Consider the following 16,978-nt stretch of genomic DNA (forward strand, 5'->3'; position numbering starts at 1 on the left):
GGGCTTTTTTGTGTGTCGGATGAATACTGTTAACGAATCGGTTGGGCTTCCGTCAACTCGAGCGTTTTCGTGGTTTCGGCATGAATTTGATCAAAGAGCTCCGGATTCGCGACGAGTGACGTCCCGTACGACGGAATCATTTCTTTGATTTTCGCTTCCCACTCCGGCATTTGATCCGGGAAACATTTCCCGAGAACTTCCAGCATGACCGGCACCGCTGTTGAGGCACCCGGTGACGCGCCAAGCAACGCTGCGACCGAACCGTCTGCCGCACTGACGACTTCCGTTCCGAATTGGAGAGTCCCCTTGCCTTGTGGTGTATCTTTGATGACCTGAACCCGTTGTCCGGCGACGACGACATCCCAGTCTTCCGTCTTCGCGTTCGGAATGAATTCACGCAGTTCATTCATCCGTTGCTCCGTCGACAGTAAGACCTGCTCGATCAAGTACTTTGTCAGTCCCATCTCTTTTGCTCCTGCCGCCAGCATCGTCAACACATTGTTTGGTTTGACGGATGTGATCAAATCGAGATTTGATCCGGTTTTGAGGAACTTCGGTGAGAAACCGGCGAACGGTCCGAACAAGAGTGATTTTTGACCGTCGATGTAACGTGTGTCTAAATGCGGTACAGACATCGGTGGCGCACCGACTTTGGCTTTCCCGTAGACTTTCGCATGGTGACGTTCCGCGATTTCTGGATTTTTACAGACGAGGAATAAGCCGCTGACCGGGAAACCGCCAATCTGTTTCGATTCCGGAATGCCTGTTTTTTGAAGCAACGGCAGACTGCCGCCGCCACCGCCGATGAAGATGAACTTCGCCGTATGGTGTTCGATCCGGTTGTCTTGGTCATTTTTGACTTTGATTTCCCAGCCACCGTCGACCCGTTTCAAATCTTCAACACCATGACCATAATTGATCTCGACATCGAGTTGTTTTAAGTGATCAAACAGAATCCGTGTCAATGCACCGAAATTGACGTCTGTCCCCGAATCGATTTTCGTGGCTGCAATCGGCTCCGGTGATGTCCGACCTTCCATGATCAATGGAATCCATTGTTTGAGTTGTTCCGGATCTTCCGAAAATTCCATTCCTTTGAACAGCGGATTAGCTGAGAGCGCTTCCAATCGTTTTTTCAAAAATGTGACGTTTTCCGCCCCTTCGACCATACTCATATGTGGAATCGGCATGATGAATTCTTTCGGGTTCGGCAATACTTGTTCTTTGACGAGGTGCGACCAGAATTGGCGCGACAGTTGGAACTGTTCGTTAACCTTGACCGCCTTGCTGATGTCGATCGTTCCGTCTGCATTTTCCGTCGTGTAATTCAGTTCGCAGAGTGCAGCGTGACCCGTCCCTGCATTGTTCCATTCGTTTGAACTTTCTTCCCCCGCACTTGCCAATTTCTCGAACACTTTAATCTTCATGTCCGGCGCAAGCTCTTTTAATAAGACCCCTAACGTTGCGCTCATGACTCCGGCACCAATTAAAATAACATCTGTTTGTTTAGGCATACTGCTCATGATATCCTTCCTATCCCCGTTTGATATTATGGACCTGTCATACCAGTTGAAAACCGCTTGTATGACGACAACTTACCTTTCCAGTATAACCCTATCACAGGTCGTTCATAAATTAAAATATCCGGTGTTTCCGACTAAAAATAAATCCATTTCCCCTGAACCGAACGCGCACATCCCGAGACATACTTTCAGGGAAAGCGGCTATATACTCTTAATAGAAGAAAAAGGGGGAACGATTCATGGCGACACGCTGGATTTTCGGCAATCAGCTGAACCACACGTTACCGCTTCTGCAGGAAGCGGATCCGAAACACGATGTCATCTTGATGGTCGAAGCAACGTCACGCTCGACCTGGAAAACGTACCACAAACAAAAACTGGTGCTGATTTTTTCAGCGATGCGTCACTTCGCAGACGAACTCCGGGACAAAGGATTTACGGTCGATTACCGGGAAGCGGACTCGTTTGACGACGCTTGGAAGCAGCACCAGCAACACTATAAACCGACGCACCTGCTGTATACGGCGATCACCGATCACCCGATGCGCCGCGTCATGGAACGGTTTCAAAACAACCTTCCGAAAACGATCACCGTCGATGTCTGTTCCGATGTTCCGCTCTTTTTATTGACGCAGGACGAAGCCGTCGCCCTGCTCGGGGACAAACCGTGGAAGATGGACCGCTTTTACCGGCAACTTCGTAAGGACCGCCGCCTTTTGATGAACGGAAACAAACCACTCGGCGGAAAATGGTCGTTTGACGCCGACAATCGAAAACCGGCGAAGGACGGCGTTGATTTTAAAGCACCGATCCGGTTCCGCCCGGATCAGATCACGCGTGACGTCATCCACAAAGTCGAGACGACGTTTGCCGATCATCCGGGTCAGCTCGATGCGTTCCACTGGCCGGTCACCCGAGCGGAAGCACAGCGGGCGCTCGCCCGTTTCATCGAGGAACGGCTTGAGACATTCGGAACCTATCAGGATGCCATGCTGACGGGAGAGGATACGTTATCGCACTCCCTGCTCTCCTCGTCGATCAACATTGGCTTACTGTCACCGGACGAAGTCATCAAGGCCGCTGCCGCAGCGCTCGAAGAGCAGGAGGCGCCGCTCAATGCCGTCGAAGGATTCATCCGCCAAATCCTCGGGTGGCGTGAGTACATGCGGGCCGTCTACCTGAGTGAGATGCCCGGTTATGAACAGGTCAATGTCCTCAAACACGACCGTGACTTGCCGGACTTCTTCTGGGACGGTCAGACGACGATGACCTGTGTCGCCGAGTCGCTCCGTCCCGTCATCGAAACGGCGCACAATCATCATATCCAGCGGCTGATGGTGCTCGGAAACTTTGCCAACTTGTTTGAGATTTCGCCGCAACAAACAGCGGACTGGTTTAATGAAATGTATATCGATGCCTATGATTGGGTCGTCCTGCCGAATGTACTCGGGATGGCTTTGCATGCCGACGGTGGTCTTCTGTCGACGAAACCGTACATCGCATCGGCGAACTACATCCACAAGATGAGCGACTACTGCGGGAACTGTCCCTTTAATCAGAAAGATGCCCTTGGGGACAATGCCTGTCCATTCAATGCCTTGTATTGGGACTTCATCGCCCGGCACGAGGAACGTTTCTCCGGCAACCAACGGATGTCGATGATGTACCGGCAGTGGGCGAAGCGGGACCAAGCGGATCAGCAGGCAATCCGTAAAAAAGCGACGGCGTTGAAAAAACAGTTGGCGGACGGACAATTTCATCGCTGAGCTTTTCATCAACATCAAGAAAGACCCGGCTCCCTGTCTTGTTCGGCAGGGAATCGGGTCTTTGTTTTTTTCCTTGATGCATCACGCACTGTGTCGTTCTGCTTTTTGATGTTTTTTCGTCCGTAACTGGTACAAGACAAACAATCCGATGAACCAGACCGGTGTCAGGAGCAAGGCAGGACGTGTTTCGTCCGCGACGAGCATGACGACCAGGATCAGTGTGAACAGACCGAGTACGAGGTAGTTGACGAACGGTGTCCACGGCGCTTTGAACGTTGAGGCGGCATGCAATTCCGGCTGTGTCTTCTTGTATTTCAAGTGACAGACGAGAATGACACCCCAGACCCAGATGAAACAGATCGCACTGATCGTCGTGACGATACTGAACGCCTGTCCCGGAATCAATTTGCTTAACAAGGCACCACCCGAGACGACCAATGTCGAGATGAACAAGGCATTTGCCGGCACGTGGTTCTTATTCAGCTTCGAAAAAGATTTCGGTGCTTGCTTTTGATTCCCGAGATTGTACAAAATCCGGCTCGTCGAGAACATTCCGCTGTTACAAGCGGAAGCGGCCGACGTCAGGACAACGAAGTTGATGATTCCGGCAGCAAGCGGAATCCCGATCAGACTAAACGTTTTGACGAACGGACTTTCCGTTGCATTCAGTCCTGTCCATGGATTGATCATCAGAAGGACCAGTAAGGCACCGACGTAGAAGAATAGAATCCGTAGCGGAATTTTATTGATTGCTGACGGAATATTCTTTTTCGGATCAGCTGTTTCTGCTGCCGAGACACCCACGAGTTCAACCCCGACATACGCGAAGACGACCATTTGGAACGACAACAGGAATCCGGTGATGCCGTTCGGGAACATCCCGCCGTGCTGCCACAGATTCTTGACTGTGACCGGTCCGGCATCTGTTTTGAAGCCGATGACCAGCAAGACGATCCCAACCCCGATTAACGCTAAAATCGTGATGACTTTGATCAAGGCGAACCAAAACTCGAGTTCTCCGAACAGTTTGACCGTCAGGAGGTTAAAGCCGAGTAAAATCAACAGAGCGATGACGGCCGGAATCCACTGCGGGATATCAAACCAATATTTGACGTAGACACCAACGGCAATGATATCGGCCATCGCCGTCATGATCCAACAGAACCAATATGTCCAACCGGTCACGAAAGCCGCGCGTGGTCCGAGATAATCTTCCGCGATATCCGTCAGTGACTGGTAACCGGCTTTTGACAATAACAATTCGCCCAGTGCCCGCATGACGAAGAAAATCGCAATCCCGACAAGCAGGTAGGCAAACACAATCGATGGACCGGCCAGCTGAATCGCTTTCCCCGATCCTAAAAACAACCCTGTTCCGATCGTTCCACCAATCGCAATCAATTGGACGTGACGATTCGATAAATCCCGTTTTAATCCTTGCTGTTCCAAACCTGAACTCCTCCTTTGATGATCTCTCTGTTTCCCCCGGTCAGACTGTTCTGTCAGTCCAACAAAAAAAGAGACTGGACGGGTGTCCAATCTCAAAAAAATCATCAGAATAGCAAATAATCATCCTTTGCTTGGCAAAGCCAACACAAAAAATAAAAATTCAGTACTCTTCTGTCCTTTTGCCTGAGATTGTGAACCCTTCGGCGCCGTATACACGGTCTCTCCAGAAGCTGCTCCTGCCATAGTGTGACCCATGACAATCATAGCTTTCTTTTTTTATTCGGTTGCTGAGGTGACATAATCACCTGAATTGTTTTTAATACTAGTAATCTTATGATCGTTTGTCAACCGTTTTATTTCATTTTTTCATTTCTTCTTTCATAACGTGAAACAGGACTTTACGTGCCGTTTCCAGAAGTCTCCTACAAAGACTACCGCAGGAGGAGGAACTGATCGTGAAGACATATTATGTCATTCGCCATTGTGAAGCAACGGGACAAGCACCCGATGCTCCGTTGACGAAACAAGGTTACAAACAAGCAGACGCACTCGCCGGTTTTTTCAAAACCATCCCGGTCGACCGGATTTTATCCAGTCCGTTCCGCCGGGCACAGGAAACGATTTTACCTGTCGCCGCTCTCCAGGATTGTCCGGTTGAAATCGAGGATCAGCTCCAAGAACGAATCCTCAGCACCTCGCCATTAAGCGAGTGGCGTTCCGCTTTACAAGAAACATTCGTCGATTTCAATCTCCGCTTTCCCGGCGGTGAATCGAGTCGTGAAGTGATGGAGCGGATGACGTCTGTCCTGAAAGAAGCATCGTTGCATCCGGCCCGTCATACGGTGCTTGTCACACACGGAAATGCGATGGCTTTGTTGTTGCACACCATCGATTCGACTTTTGGCTTTGATGACTGGCAGCAATTGCAGAACCCTGATGTGTACCGTCTCGTTCAGACTGCCGACGGGATGACCTGTGAACGGATGCCGCTTCATCAAACCAAAACGTAAACAGGTGACAGACATTTTTTCAAGTATTCGACAAACGCATACGATTACTTTTGATCTATTCTTTTAACTTATGGAAAACATAAGAATTATCTATTTTACTTCCCCTTCGAACTCCGCTACATTTAACGAATTGATAACAAAGTGAAGTAGTTCGAATCCCTGTCTACCGGGAGATTCGGCTTAGGAAAAGAAGGGGTATCTTATGTCTACACAATCTAATCACGCACGTAAAGGGTACTTGATGATGGCCGTTCTCTGGTTCGCATATGCGACGTTCGCCATGAACTGGGTCGCCGGGTCTTCCTTGACACCACAGATCACAGCCCATTTTTTCGGTGACCGGACCGTCGATCCGTTGATTTCGCAACTCGTCAACTATTCGATCACAACGGCACGTGTCTTCGCGAACATTTTGGCCGCACTCATCCTGATGAAACTTGGACCTAAAAAAGCACCGATGCTTGCCCTGTTGTTCCTGATGATGTCGATCGTCGCCATCTATCTGCCAAACTACTGGGCGTATACCGCAGCCCGGATGATCATGGGGCTTGGTGGCTCGATGGTCATCGTCTACATGAATCCGGTCGTCACCCGCTACATCAGTGATCCAACGGAAAAACTGCGGATCAATGCACTCAATACGGTGTCTTACAATGTCGGAGCGTTTGTCGTTTCCTTGCTGTTCACATTTTTCGCGACACAATTCACGAACAACTGGCAACTGACATTGACGATTTTTGCTGCTTTGACAGCCGTCCTGTTCCTCGCCTGGTTGATCTTCAGTGAAGAATTCGACTTGAATACGGCAAGTGATCAAAACGAAGTCGTCACCGCTTACGGTTACAAAGATGCGATCAAAGACAGCTTCTTATGGAAATATGCGTTGGCGTTCGGCGGCTTCTTGACACTTTATATCCTGTCACTCGTCGGACTCAAACCGGTATTTGACACCTATACCGAATTAAACGGTTCGCTCGTCAATCTGCTCGTGTCCGGTGCCGGGATTATCGGGACCTTTGTTGGTTTGAAAATCGGTAGCCGCGGAACACCACGAAAACCGATTCTTCTGACCAGCGGACTGATCATGATCGGCAGTTTTATCATCACGGTCGCGTTCGGCAATATCTCGCCACTCGTTTCATATGTCTTTGCCTTCGTTTCCGGATTTGCGATGTACATTCAGTATCCAATTTTCATGAATCTCGCCCACGAGATGAAAGGCATGACCCCGCAAAAGATTACCGTCTTATTTGGTCTTTTTTGGGCAATTGCGTACGCCACACAGACAATCTTTACGATTCTTTGGAGCTATACGCTCGGACAAATGGGATACACGGCTTCGATGGTCGTCTTTTTCCTTTGCTGTTCGACGTACCTCCTGTTCAGTTTCTTTTTACCGGAGACCAAACCAAAACAAACGGTGCCGGCTTCGAAAAAAACAGCCTGATCCCAAAAACAACCCCCAAGTCGCTCGCGACCTGGGGGTTGTTTTATTTTTGATGGGCACCATATTGATGCCGTAAGATGAACAGCAACCGGATCAACGGTTCATGGTACGAAATGAACGTTCCTTCCCGTATGCCCGCAATGATGTCGTCTTCCGTCGCCCACTTGACGGCTTGGACTTCTTCTTCCTGTAACGTCAGTGTCGTCAAATCAACGTCTGTTTCGATTAAGTAATAGTCGTCAAACCCGACCTCAAACGGAACCGTCAACTGTGGACGCCGTCCGGCGAACGACAGGGACAATCCGAGTTCCTCAAACAATTCACGTTCCGCCGCTGTTTGACTCGTATCGCCTGCTGTCGCACTGCCGCCGACGCTGAGATCCCACATATTCGACCAACCCGATTTAAAAGGTTGGCGGTGCTGAATCAACATCTGTCCTTGTTTGTTGAACAAGCAGATGTGGACAGTAAGATGGTAATCGCCGTCTTTTAATTCTGTTCCACGCGGCCAGGTCCGTCCTGTTTTCTCGCGGTCTGCCGTATAGATATCCCATCGTTCCATTTACTTCTTCCCTCCTGCCCAATTATCCGAAAAGAGCGTTGCAACAGTTTTGTCTGCTTTCGCCCGATCGAGTCCGAGCACGACACTTAAAAACAGTGTCTCCGACGCTTCATCGAGCAGTGTCAGTTCGTACTGTTTTCCGAAACGGACCCACCGTCTTTTGCCTTGCCCGATTTTGTTTCCTTGATACGTGACACTGAACGTCATCGTCGCCCAGTTGATGTCGATTTGCAGATCCCGGCTGTCGATCCGGTAATCCGCAAACATCAAGAATCCGGTTTTTTGAATGGTCGCAACAACACGCCCGTCCACTTCCACCAGGATATGCGGCAACATGCTGAACGTCTGTTTCGTCACGCGGCCGATCTCGGCTTCTTCCTGTACGAGTTGCCAGTTTTTCTGCATTTGCAACAACTGTCCGGTCACTTCATGCGTGACGTGTCCGTCTTCGTCTTGGATCGTAAAACGTCGGTTCAAATCCATCGTCTGGTTCATCAAAAGTGATTTCATGCTTCTCTCCTGTTCTGTTAAGACGATGCGTTTGCCGCATCGTCTGCCTTCACACAATCAATCGCAACGACGAGTGCAATCAGAATCGTCTCCATCGCGGCATCAATCACCTGAATTTCGTAGCTGTCGCCAAACGACAACCACTTTTTCTCAACCTGTCCGATGACATTGCCTTGCTGCTTGACTTGGAAATCCATGTCCCACCAGTTTCCGTCAATCTCGATTCCGGCTGCGTCAATCGTATAACGGGCTTTGAACAATGAAAATTCCTTTTCGATCGTCATCGTTTGTCCCTCGACCTCAACAAAAAACTTCGGTCTTAAACTGAATGTTTTTTTCGTGATCGTCGCAATTTCTTCTCCGTCCTTCGTCGTAATCGAAAACGACTTCGGAATTTTCATGAAGCTGCCTTCGACGAGATACCGATCCTGCTCCTGTTCATTCTTAATCGAAAAACGACCTCGTAAACTGAGTGCTTTTTGTTTCATGTACAGTGTATGCATGGAGATCTCATCCTTTCCTGGCGACTGTGTTACACCTATTACGATATGAACGGACTAAAAGATTCATCCCTGACTTCCTTTATCTGGTTTCGACAAACGGCTTCAATATTCCCGCCTGCAAAGCTTGTCTCCTTGCACTTTTTGTTCAATACGCTTAAAGTATATAGTTGATGAAATTTTAATTGAGCAAAACGAATTACCTTAAGGAAAGGGTTTTATATACGATGAAAAACAACTTTTGGCAGGACCTGCCACGACCATTTTTTGTACTTGCACCAATGGAAGATGTCACCGATGTCGTCTTCCGTCACGTCGTTGCGAAAGCAGCGCGACCGGATGTCTTCTTTACTGAATTTACGAATACGGAAAGTTACTGTCATCCGAAAGGGAAACAGAGTGTCCGCGGACGACTCGAGTTCACTGAAGATGAACAGCCGATGGTCGCGCACATCTGGGGCGACAAGCCGGAATATTTCCGTGAGATGAGTATCGGGATGGCGGAAATGGGCTTTAAAGGCATCGATATCAACATGGGCTGCCCGGTGCAAAACGTCGCCGTCAACGGAAAAGGATCAGGACTGATCAACCGTCCCGATGTCGCCGCTGAACTGATTCAGGCAGCAAAAGCCGGCGGTTTGCCAGTCAGCGTCAAGACACGTCTCGGCTATTCGAAAGTCGAGGAGTGGCACGACTGGTTACGCCATATTCTCGAACAGGATATCGCCAACCTCTCGATTCACCTGCGGACGCGTAAAGAAATGAGTGCGGTTCCGGCTCACTTCGAACTGATTCCGGAAATCAAGAAACTTCGGGATGAAGTGGCACCGCAAACCCTCTTGACGATCAACGGAGATATCAACGACCGGCAACACGGGCTTGAACTCGTCGAGCAGTACGGTGTCGACGGCGTCATGATCGGCCGCGGCATTTTCCATAACCCGTTTGCCTTTGAAGTCGAAAAGAAAGAGCATTCGAGCGAAGAATTGTTGGGTCTGTTGCGTCTGCAGCTCGACCTGCACGATCAATATTCAGCGGAATTCGAACCCCGCCTCTTCAAGCCGCTCCGCCGGTTCTTCAAGATTTATGTCCGTGGTTTCCGCGGTGCCAGCGAATTGCGTGCCCGTTTGATGGACACGAATTCAACGGATGATGTTCGGGCGCTCCTTGACGAGTTCGTCGAACAGGAAGGCATTCACGCCGTCAATTCGTTTTCGATTTAAGGATTTGAATTGAACATGCGAAAGAGCAAGGCATCGCGCCTTGCTCTTTTTTTGGAGTTAGTTCGCTTCCGCTTCCAATCGAATCTTTAAACAGGTCAATTCAAACGGTGTGTCGCATGTGACACGCTCCAAGCGGCGTTTCCCGACCCGTCGATCGAGCAACGCAAAGCCGCGGATAAAGGCATGCGGATACGTTAACGCTTCTTCAATCGAGAGCGTCGGATACAGCAGCAAATCCTGTTGCACGTTGTAATTGGCATGCCATCCTTCTTGCTCCAACTCATGTTCAATCTGCCTATATAATTCACGAGATGTTTTATACCAATCCGATTGAAAAATCTCCAACGTGATGCGCTCCGGCTTTTGGGGCAATCGAGCCTTCGCCAACGCATAGCGACGGTCTGCTTCCTGCGTAAAACGTAAATCTTCCGCCTTAAAAAAGGGTTCGCCATCCAGCGTCATCCAGATTCGGCTTTCACCGTCATGAAAATGCCGGTCAACTGTGGCATAAAGATCTAGACGCGGTCGAAGTGACGACGCGACGAACGATAATATCTGCTTTTTAATTTTTGAGAATTGCATCGGTTCCTCCTTTAAACACATCAAACGTCAGGCAGCAAAACTGCCTGACGTTTCGTTTACCCGTTTTTCATATGGAACGATTCCGTTAACGTAAAGGTGATGTTTTTGAGTTCAAGCCCGCCGAGCGCAAAGTACAGCTTGAAATAGTTGTGTGGATTAAAGACGAAGACGTCTTTTGTCTGCGTCACCCATTCGCCGTTCGTCCCGTTAAACGTAAACGTTGCGACCGGCATGTTGTTCGCAAACAATGTCACGGGCATCTGTGCCAGTTCACCAGCATACGACCGGGCTTCAAACGTGACGTGGTACATCCCCGTTTCTTCCGCCGTCACGGCAAAGACATGACTGCTTCCGGTCGACGTGTCGAGTTCATCAAACACAATCGGAACACCGCTTTGAAGTTGCTGATGCGTCACGGCCTGTTCGTTCAGATCATCTGCCTCTTCCGGTAATCCGATGACGTCGACTGTCGCTTCCTGACCAAGCGTCCGCTCCATGACCGGTGACCGCAGGATGAACTGACAGATGTTCGCCGCACTCCGCAACAACTCCGCCCGTGTCAATGTGCCGTCTGCAAGCGACGACAGCGTATCATCCTCAAACGGATTCGCCCCCGGTTCTCCGACGACCATGTACAGGTCATTTTGGGAACGGACCATCGTCGCTGTCTGTTGCCGGTTGGCTTCCGTTCCTTCGGTATTGATCTTCGCCCACCAGTCGGTCATGACGACACCGTCAAAGCCCCACTCGTCGCGGAGAATCCGGGTATTCTGATCATACAAGCCGGCGGTCCACAGACCATTGACAGCACCGTATGTCGTCATGATCGCATATGCCTGTCCCTGTTTGACGGCATGCTCAAATCCTTTCAGATAAATCTCCCGCAAGGCCCGTTCCGAGACGATCGAATCGAGATCATGGCGATGGAATTCCTGATTGTTGGCACTTAAGTGTTTGAGTGTTCCCGTCACGCCGACCCGGTGCATCCCGTCGAGCTGGGCGACGGCCATCATCCCCGTCAAATGCGGATCTTCCGAGAAGTACTCGAAGTTCCGACCGTTGAGCGGATGACGATGGATGTTCATGCCCGGTCCGAGCAACGTGTCGATGCCGTTTTTCCGAAGTTCAAGCCCTGTCATTTCAAACAAATCCGCAACTAAATCGACGTTGAACGTCGAGGCGACGAGCGTTCCGTTCGGCAGTGAGAAGGCTTTCGTTCCGATATCCATCCGGATGCCCGATGGACCGTCGGCACAGCAAGCTGCCGGAATCCCGAACGCTGTCAGCCGGTCGGTGACACCGCCGAATGCTGCCGCCGTTCCCGGTGTGACGCGCGGTGAGTTCATCCCCTCGCCGCGGACAATTGCTGCCAGATCTTCATCCGACAACTGATCAAGGAACACGTCGAGTGATGTCTTCTCTTCGTAAACGTCCTTCAGAGTCAGTCCCTGATCCTCCGAATATGTGCGTGCTGCCGGTCGTTCGGCTAAGCGGCGGACTTCCGGATCAATTGTCCGCAGCGGTGTCGCTTCGTACGTGACGTCATAACCCGTTTCCGTTTTGTGCGGCTTCAGGCGGTCAAACGCCGTGACCGGAGCCATGTTTTCGCTTAACTTCTCGGTGACACGTAACGTGTCAATCGTTTGTGTCGCCACGTGCGTCGCTGTCCGGACGTCCGTGCCGACGTACAGATGATACGCTCCTGCTTCAATGACGTAAGACGATTTATGCCCCGTCACACCGGCATCATCGTAGCTCGTATATTCCGCCAGTGGAACCGTTAAGGTCAGCGTTTCCTTTTGACCCGCCTCAATCAGTTGTGTCTTAGCGAACGTCACGAGTCCGCGTGCCGGATTGCCGAGTTGTCCCTGTGGTTTCTCGAGATACACCTGGACGACTTCTTTCCCGCTGCGTGTCCCTGTATTCGTGACGGTGACTGTCAATGTGACCTGTTGCTCCGTCATGTCGACCGTTTCTGTTACGACATCAAACGTCGTATAGGATAAACCAAACCCGAACGGATACAGGACGTCATCCTTCGCAAACGTCTCGAAGTAACGGTACCCGACGTAAATGTCTTCCTTGTAGATCGCCCGGTCTTCGTGACCGAAGTACGGCGTCGACGGATACGCGTCGAGTGAACGGGCAATCGTATCCGGCAGTTTCCCGGATGGTGTGACTGTTCCCGTCAAGAGATCAACCAAGGCATTGCCGCCCTCCATCCCGCCTTGCCATGCATACAAAATCGCACTCGGATCAAAATCAAGCGCCCACTGCATGTCGATGACATTGCCGACGTTTAACAAGACAACCGTCTTCGGAAACGCCTGCGAAACTTTTTCGATTAAGGTCAATTCGACGTCCGTCAGCAGGTAACTGCCCGGATCTGCCGTATTGTCACGGTCTTCACCGGCCGTCCGGCCGATCATGACGATGGCGACATCCGACTGCCCTGCCGCCTGAGCGACGACTTCGTCCGTAACCGGCATTTCCTCTTGCGACCAGGGTTCCGCCGCCCAACCTTCGCCTTTGTCAAACGGATGATCCTGCAACCAGGCTTCGTAGACGTCGAGCAACGCCTGGTTCACGGTCAGATCCGGATGTTGGTGCAGGGCTTCGAGTGGACTTGTCACGTGCGATACGTTGACCATCCCACCCGATCCCGTTCCGCTTTTATAATAGTTAAACTGATTGCGTCCGAAAACTGAGACCGTCGTCCCTGCTAAAAGCGGCAACGTCTGCTTGTCATTTTTCAGCAGGACTGCCCCTTCTGCGACCGTCTTCCGGGCCAGTGCCGTATAAGCGTTCCAATCTAATGTATAAGTCGTCATCTGCTTATCCCCCTATAGTGTTCGTATTAGATTTCATTACCGCAAACCGGTTCTGAAGACCGTTCGCAATTTCTGTGATGCAATCTTCCGCTTGCGGATACTGTCCGAGTTTTTCGATGAAGGCATGATCCATGCCGTTATACTGAATCCGTTTTGTTTTGACGCCGGCCCGCGCGAGTTTCCGTCCGTACGCTTCACCTTCGAGACGAAGATAATCGTATTCCGCCGTGATGATCAGCGCCTCCGGCAGTCCTGCCAGCTTGTCGCTGTCGCTGAAGAGTGGCGAGACATGTGGATCCTGCACATCCGTCGTTCCTTGCAGGTATAACCGGTTCAACAAGCCATCCGTGTCTGCAAGAGCGGTGACGATCCCTTCAAGCAACTCCCGATTCTCGTTCATTTCGTAGGCGTCAAGACGCCACTCGAAATCATCCTTCGGCAAGGCCGCAAGATTGACGACCGGATAGAGCAGGACTTGGTACTGGATCATCTCTGTCTGTTGTTCGCGGTCAAGCAGGGCACAAACGGTCGCTAAGTTTCCGCCGGCACTGTCGCCGGCGACAGCCAGTTGTGCGCGGTTGATTCCGAGTGCCTCCGCCTGTTCGTAGACCCATGTGACGGCCGTGAAACAATCGTTCAGACCGGCCGGAAATGGATGTTCCGGTGCGAGCCGGTAATCAATCGAAATGACGACGACATTGGCCCGTTCTGCCAGCAACCGGCAAGGATGCTCGACCGGATCAAGTGTCCCGCCGAAAAAGCCGCCGCCGTGAAAATAGACAACCGCCGGTAACAGTTCCGTCGATCGTGGACGGTAAATCCGTGCCGAAATCGGTTGCTCGGCACTCGGAATCATGATGTCTTCCGTCGTGATGTCTGTCGTCGTCAGATCGGTATTGACCCAACCCATCCCAGCCCGCACCGCTTCAAGCGAAAACGGACCTGCCGGCGAACTGTCTTGTTCTTGCTGCATCATGACTTCCAAAACGCGCGGATCAAGTACGCCGCTTTCCGTCCGGTCTGGCACCGGTTTGATGACGACTTCAACGCCATCTTGCAGTTCACCAGTCGTTTTTTCCGCTAACCGATCGACCAATTGCTGATAATCCTGTCCCATGAATCTGCCTCCTTTAACCGAATTTTTTACGCACTTATAAGAAATCATTCATTTGTAAAAATAAGTATCGAAACCGCTTTCGTAAATCGTTAAAAAAATTTTGGGTGTCCTTTATTTTTAAAAGAGACCGCTTACAAAACCAATCATACGCATCTTTATCCGATTAATCAATCATTCTGGATGATTCAAAAAAAGCCACTTGTCTTTCACGTGTTTTCCTTGTCGGAATGACGTGAAACGAGTGGCTTTTTTGAATTAGCTTAAGATATTTTCTTCTGAAACAAGCGTGAATCCGTCGATGACCGTGTCTTCCTCGACTTCAATCAACAGACATTGTTTGCCGTTGTAATTGACCTGCTTAATGTACTTCAAGTCTTGGGCACTGACGGAGATATTCGCGACTTTCGTATTGATTTTAATTGATTTCGCTTCATAGTTCGGGACGATGTTGCTCGCCTTCATTTCGTATGTCGTATCATCGATGACTGTTTTGAAGGCCCGTTCGACCTGTTCCGTACTGACGTCTTCGATGCCGCTCGCTTTTAAGACCCGTTCGACTTCTTTGACGTCCAGCATCGGAATATCTTCCGGCTCGTCTTCCTTTTCGTCCTCAACGACGAGCAGATGATTAACTTCTTCATAGACACCCGCGAGCGTTTTTGAATCGACCGATTCGCCGATGACCAGTTTGACGATCTCTTCAAATACCGCTTTGTCTTCTTCCGCCGTCACGATTTGATCACCGTTCAGGACGTTTTCGATGAACAGCAGGTCCGGTTTATTCGGCTTGCTTGCTGTGTAAAGGACACGGTTGACGTCCGCCGCATTATCCGTGAAGCACGGGAATAAAAAGCCGCCGATTGGTGACGCCAGTTTGATGACCGGATTGATCAGCAGGTTCGACTTGAACTCGAGATCGACGTAGTCGAAGACAAGCGACTGTTTCGGCAGTTCCGTCTGGTTGAGACTGCTGAGAATAAACGGTGTCGTATAGACTTCATCGTTCTTATCCACTTCCGTCTCGTCCGCCTGCCGTTTCGTCGTTTTGTAATACTGTCCCCGAATGAACGTGACGACGATATCGTTTTCGTACTGCACGTCCTGGACCATCTTCAGCGCAATCTGTTGCATCTGCTCCGTCCAGTCTTCCGTCTCTTCCGTGTACAGACCTTCGTACAACAGTTGTTGCGTATGTCCGGTCGCGCCTTCTTCCGGCTGCTGGAACTTGACCTCAAACAGTTTGATGTCGAGTTTCCCGGTCAGGACTTTCTTGAAGTTCGCGAGGAACAATTCCTGTTGCTCGAGTTCAAGAAAGGCGAACGGCCGGCTTTCCTCATAGAAGATTTCACTCGTTTCCTTGCGGATATATACATTATAAATTTCGTTGATTTTAAGTAGTTCCGAGTCGACCTTAAAATGGCGACGGATATCACTGATGTCTTGTTTGTTCATGGTGCGGTCTCAGCTCCTTGGCATTTGAATTCCTCGTGGCTCCTAAAAAAAGGAGTGCCTCCTGTTCAAATCGAACAGAGGTACCCCTTTACTATACAAGATTTGAATCAGATTCGCTGACAGAGTTCAATTCTTCGCCCGGGAACTGAATAAATAATGTTTGATCAGATAACCGACAAGAACAATCAGCAACGCGATGGAAAAGTAGACAATGAAATTCAACGCGACCGGCAGAAAGATCGACACGACATAAATGATCATCACCGTGACGGCGTAGAACAGTAAAAATTGACTGATGGCTTTCAATAGACTTCTCCTTTCGATTTTGTTCTTGTTACTCCTGTTCGAATGCTCTAAAACTGTAGGAGTTCGTGATTGGTTCATGGATCACCAATTCATAACCAAAACCTCGTTCGTCTGCCTGCTCAACAATGGATTCAATCTGAATCGAGTTGAGATGACGTTGAACGAAAACAAGTGTAATGGTCATCAAGACGATTAGTCCTGCTAAAATAAAACTTGGTGTAATGGACGTATGTAATCCTTTTTTCATCCCCTCAGCTCCTTCCTTCATTCATACGTTTTCTCTTATGTAAAGTTCCAAATTTCCCCATTATCGTTCTTGGATGACACAGGTTCGTTGAAAATTTGTTTAAGAAAAGTTCAACTAAGGAAAAAATTATACATACAGATTATGTAAAAGAAAGCAGGTGTCTCATGGTGACTCAACTCATCGGTCTCGTGTCAGTCTTCCTGGTTCTCGGCTTGATTTTTACCAATCGTTCTCTTCTGGCCATCCTTCTAGTAGTATTCACAAGCTCGATTGCTTTGTTTTTTATACACATTTCACTGGAAAAAATGCCGCTCTTAGATGCTTTCTGAACTGAACCCTGAATGGTGGACACTTGATAAAAGACCCCATTCGGGGTTTTTTGTGTTTAAAGAAATCGATATACTGTACCTATTCAATTTAGACGGGAGAACTATTCATGAACAGACGCACCTT

15 protein-coding genes and 1 riboswitch are annotated in these 16,978 nt (G+C 49.7%); of the genes, 4 read left to right on the forward strand and 11 right to left on the reverse strand.

What is annotated here, in order from left to right:
- Positions 1-29 precede the first annotated feature (29 nt).
- Complete coding sequence (locus tag KNP87_RS09645; protein ID WP_028105375.1) at positions 30-1,523, reverse strand: malate:quinone oxidoreductase; 1,494 nt, start codon at positions 1,521-1,523, stop codon at positions 30-32.
- Positions 1,524-1,762: 239 nt separating this feature from the next.
- Between KNP87_RS09645 and KNP87_RS09650 the strand changes: the two genes are divergently transcribed.
- Positions 1,763-3,289: a cryptochrome/photolyase family protein gene (locus tag KNP87_RS09650; RefSeq protein WP_119923411.1), complete on the forward strand. Its 1,527-nt coding sequence runs from the start codon at positions 1,763-1,765 to the stop codon at positions 3,287-3,289.
- 81 nt (positions 3,290-3,370) lie between these two features.
- On the opposite strand, the gene KNP87_RS09655 is transcribed toward KNP87_RS09650, so the two are convergent.
- Complete coding sequence (locus KNP87_RS09655; protein ID WP_028105373.1) at positions 3,371-4,738, reverse strand: amino acid permease; 1,368 nt, start codon at positions 4,736-4,738, stop codon at positions 3,371-3,373.
- 161 nt (positions 4,739-4,899) lie between these two features.
- Positions 4,900-4,975, reverse strand: a riboswitch (glycine riboswitch).
- A 218-nt stretch (positions 4,976-5,193) separates the two neighbouring features.
- Here KNP87_RS09655 and KNP87_RS09660 point away from each other — a divergent pair.
- A complete protein-coding gene (locus tag KNP87_RS09660) occupies positions 5,194-5,748 on the forward strand; it encodes a histidine phosphatase family protein (protein WP_214721530.1) in 555 nt (184 codons plus the stop codon).
- A gap of 202 nt (positions 5,749-5,950) precedes the next feature.
- Complete coding sequence (locus tag KNP87_RS09665; protein WP_026831621.1) at positions 5,951-7,195, forward strand: MFS transporter; 1,245 nt, start codon at positions 5,951-5,953, stop codon at positions 7,193-7,195.
- Between the two features lie 43 nt (positions 7,196-7,238).
- On the opposite strand, the gene KNP87_RS09670 is transcribed toward KNP87_RS09665, so the two are convergent.
- Genes KNP87_RS09670 through KNP87_RS09680 form a run of 3 tightly spaced genes read right to left on the reverse strand, consistent with a single transcriptional unit; the run spans position 7,239 to position 8,770 of the window.
- Complete coding sequence (locus KNP87_RS09670) at positions 7,239-7,757, reverse strand: NUDIX hydrolase (RefSeq protein ID WP_214721531.1); 519 nt, start codon at positions 7,755-7,757, stop codon at positions 7,239-7,241.
- Positions 7,758-8,267, reverse strand: a complete 510-nt coding sequence (locus KNP87_RS09675; RefSeq protein ID WP_214721532.1) for an LURP-one-related/scramblase family protein — start codon at positions 8,265-8,267, stop codon at positions 7,758-7,760. It abuts the gene before it with no gap.
- 17 nt (positions 8,268-8,284) lie between these two features.
- Complete coding sequence (locus KNP87_RS09680; RefSeq protein WP_214721533.1) at positions 8,285-8,770, reverse strand: LURP-one-related/scramblase family protein; 486 nt, start codon at positions 8,768-8,770, stop codon at positions 8,285-8,287.
- A 224-nt stretch (positions 8,771-8,994) separates the two neighbouring features.
- On the opposite strand from KNP87_RS09680, the gene KNP87_RS09685 reads away from it, so the two are divergent.
- On the forward strand, positions 8,995-9,990 hold the full coding sequence (locus KNP87_RS09685) for a tRNA dihydrouridine synthase (protein WP_028105367.1): 996 nt from the start codon (positions 8,995-8,997) through the stop codon (positions 9,988-9,990).
- A gap of 57 nt (positions 9,991-10,047) precedes the next feature.
- On the opposite strand, the gene KNP87_RS09690 is transcribed toward KNP87_RS09685, so the two are convergent.
- From KNP87_RS09690 to KNP87_RS09715, 6 genes are all read right to left on the reverse strand, one after another.
- Positions 10,048-10,572, reverse strand: a complete 525-nt coding sequence (locus KNP87_RS09690) for an SF0329 family protein (protein WP_214721534.1) — start codon at positions 10,570-10,572, stop codon at positions 10,048-10,050.
- Between the two features lie 56 nt (positions 10,573-10,628).
- Complete coding sequence (locus KNP87_RS09695) at positions 10,629-13,403, reverse strand: glycoside hydrolase family 3 protein (protein ID WP_214721535.1); 2,775 nt, start codon at positions 13,401-13,403, stop codon at positions 10,629-10,631.
- Positions 13,404-13,407: 4 nt separating this feature from the next.
- Entirely contained in the window at positions 13,408-14,520 is a 1,113-nt protein-coding gene (locus tag KNP87_RS09700) for an alpha/beta hydrolase (protein WP_214721536.1), read from the reverse strand.
- A 255-nt stretch (positions 14,521-14,775) separates the two neighbouring features.
- Complete coding sequence (locus KNP87_RS09705) at positions 14,776-15,972, reverse strand: DUF4317 domain-containing protein (protein WP_026827054.1); 1,197 nt, start codon at positions 15,970-15,972, stop codon at positions 14,776-14,778.
- A 126-nt stretch (positions 15,973-16,098) separates the two neighbouring features.
- Entirely contained in the window at positions 16,099-16,278 is a 180-nt protein-coding gene (locus KNP87_RS09710; protein ID WP_119923403.1) for a hypothetical protein, read from the reverse strand.
- A gap of 28 nt (positions 16,279-16,306) precedes the next feature.
- Positions 16,307-16,525, reverse strand: coding sequence for a hypothetical protein (locus KNP87_RS09715; RefSeq protein WP_214721537.1), 219 nt, complete (start codon positions 16,523-16,525; stop codon positions 16,307-16,309).
- Between the last annotated feature and the right edge of the window lie 453 nt (positions 16,526-16,978).

This window comes from Exiguobacterium sp. s192 (assembly GCF_018618795.1).
Lineage (GTDB): Bacteria > Bacillota > Bacilli > Exiguobacteriales > Exiguobacteriaceae > Exiguobacterium_A > Exiguobacterium_A undae.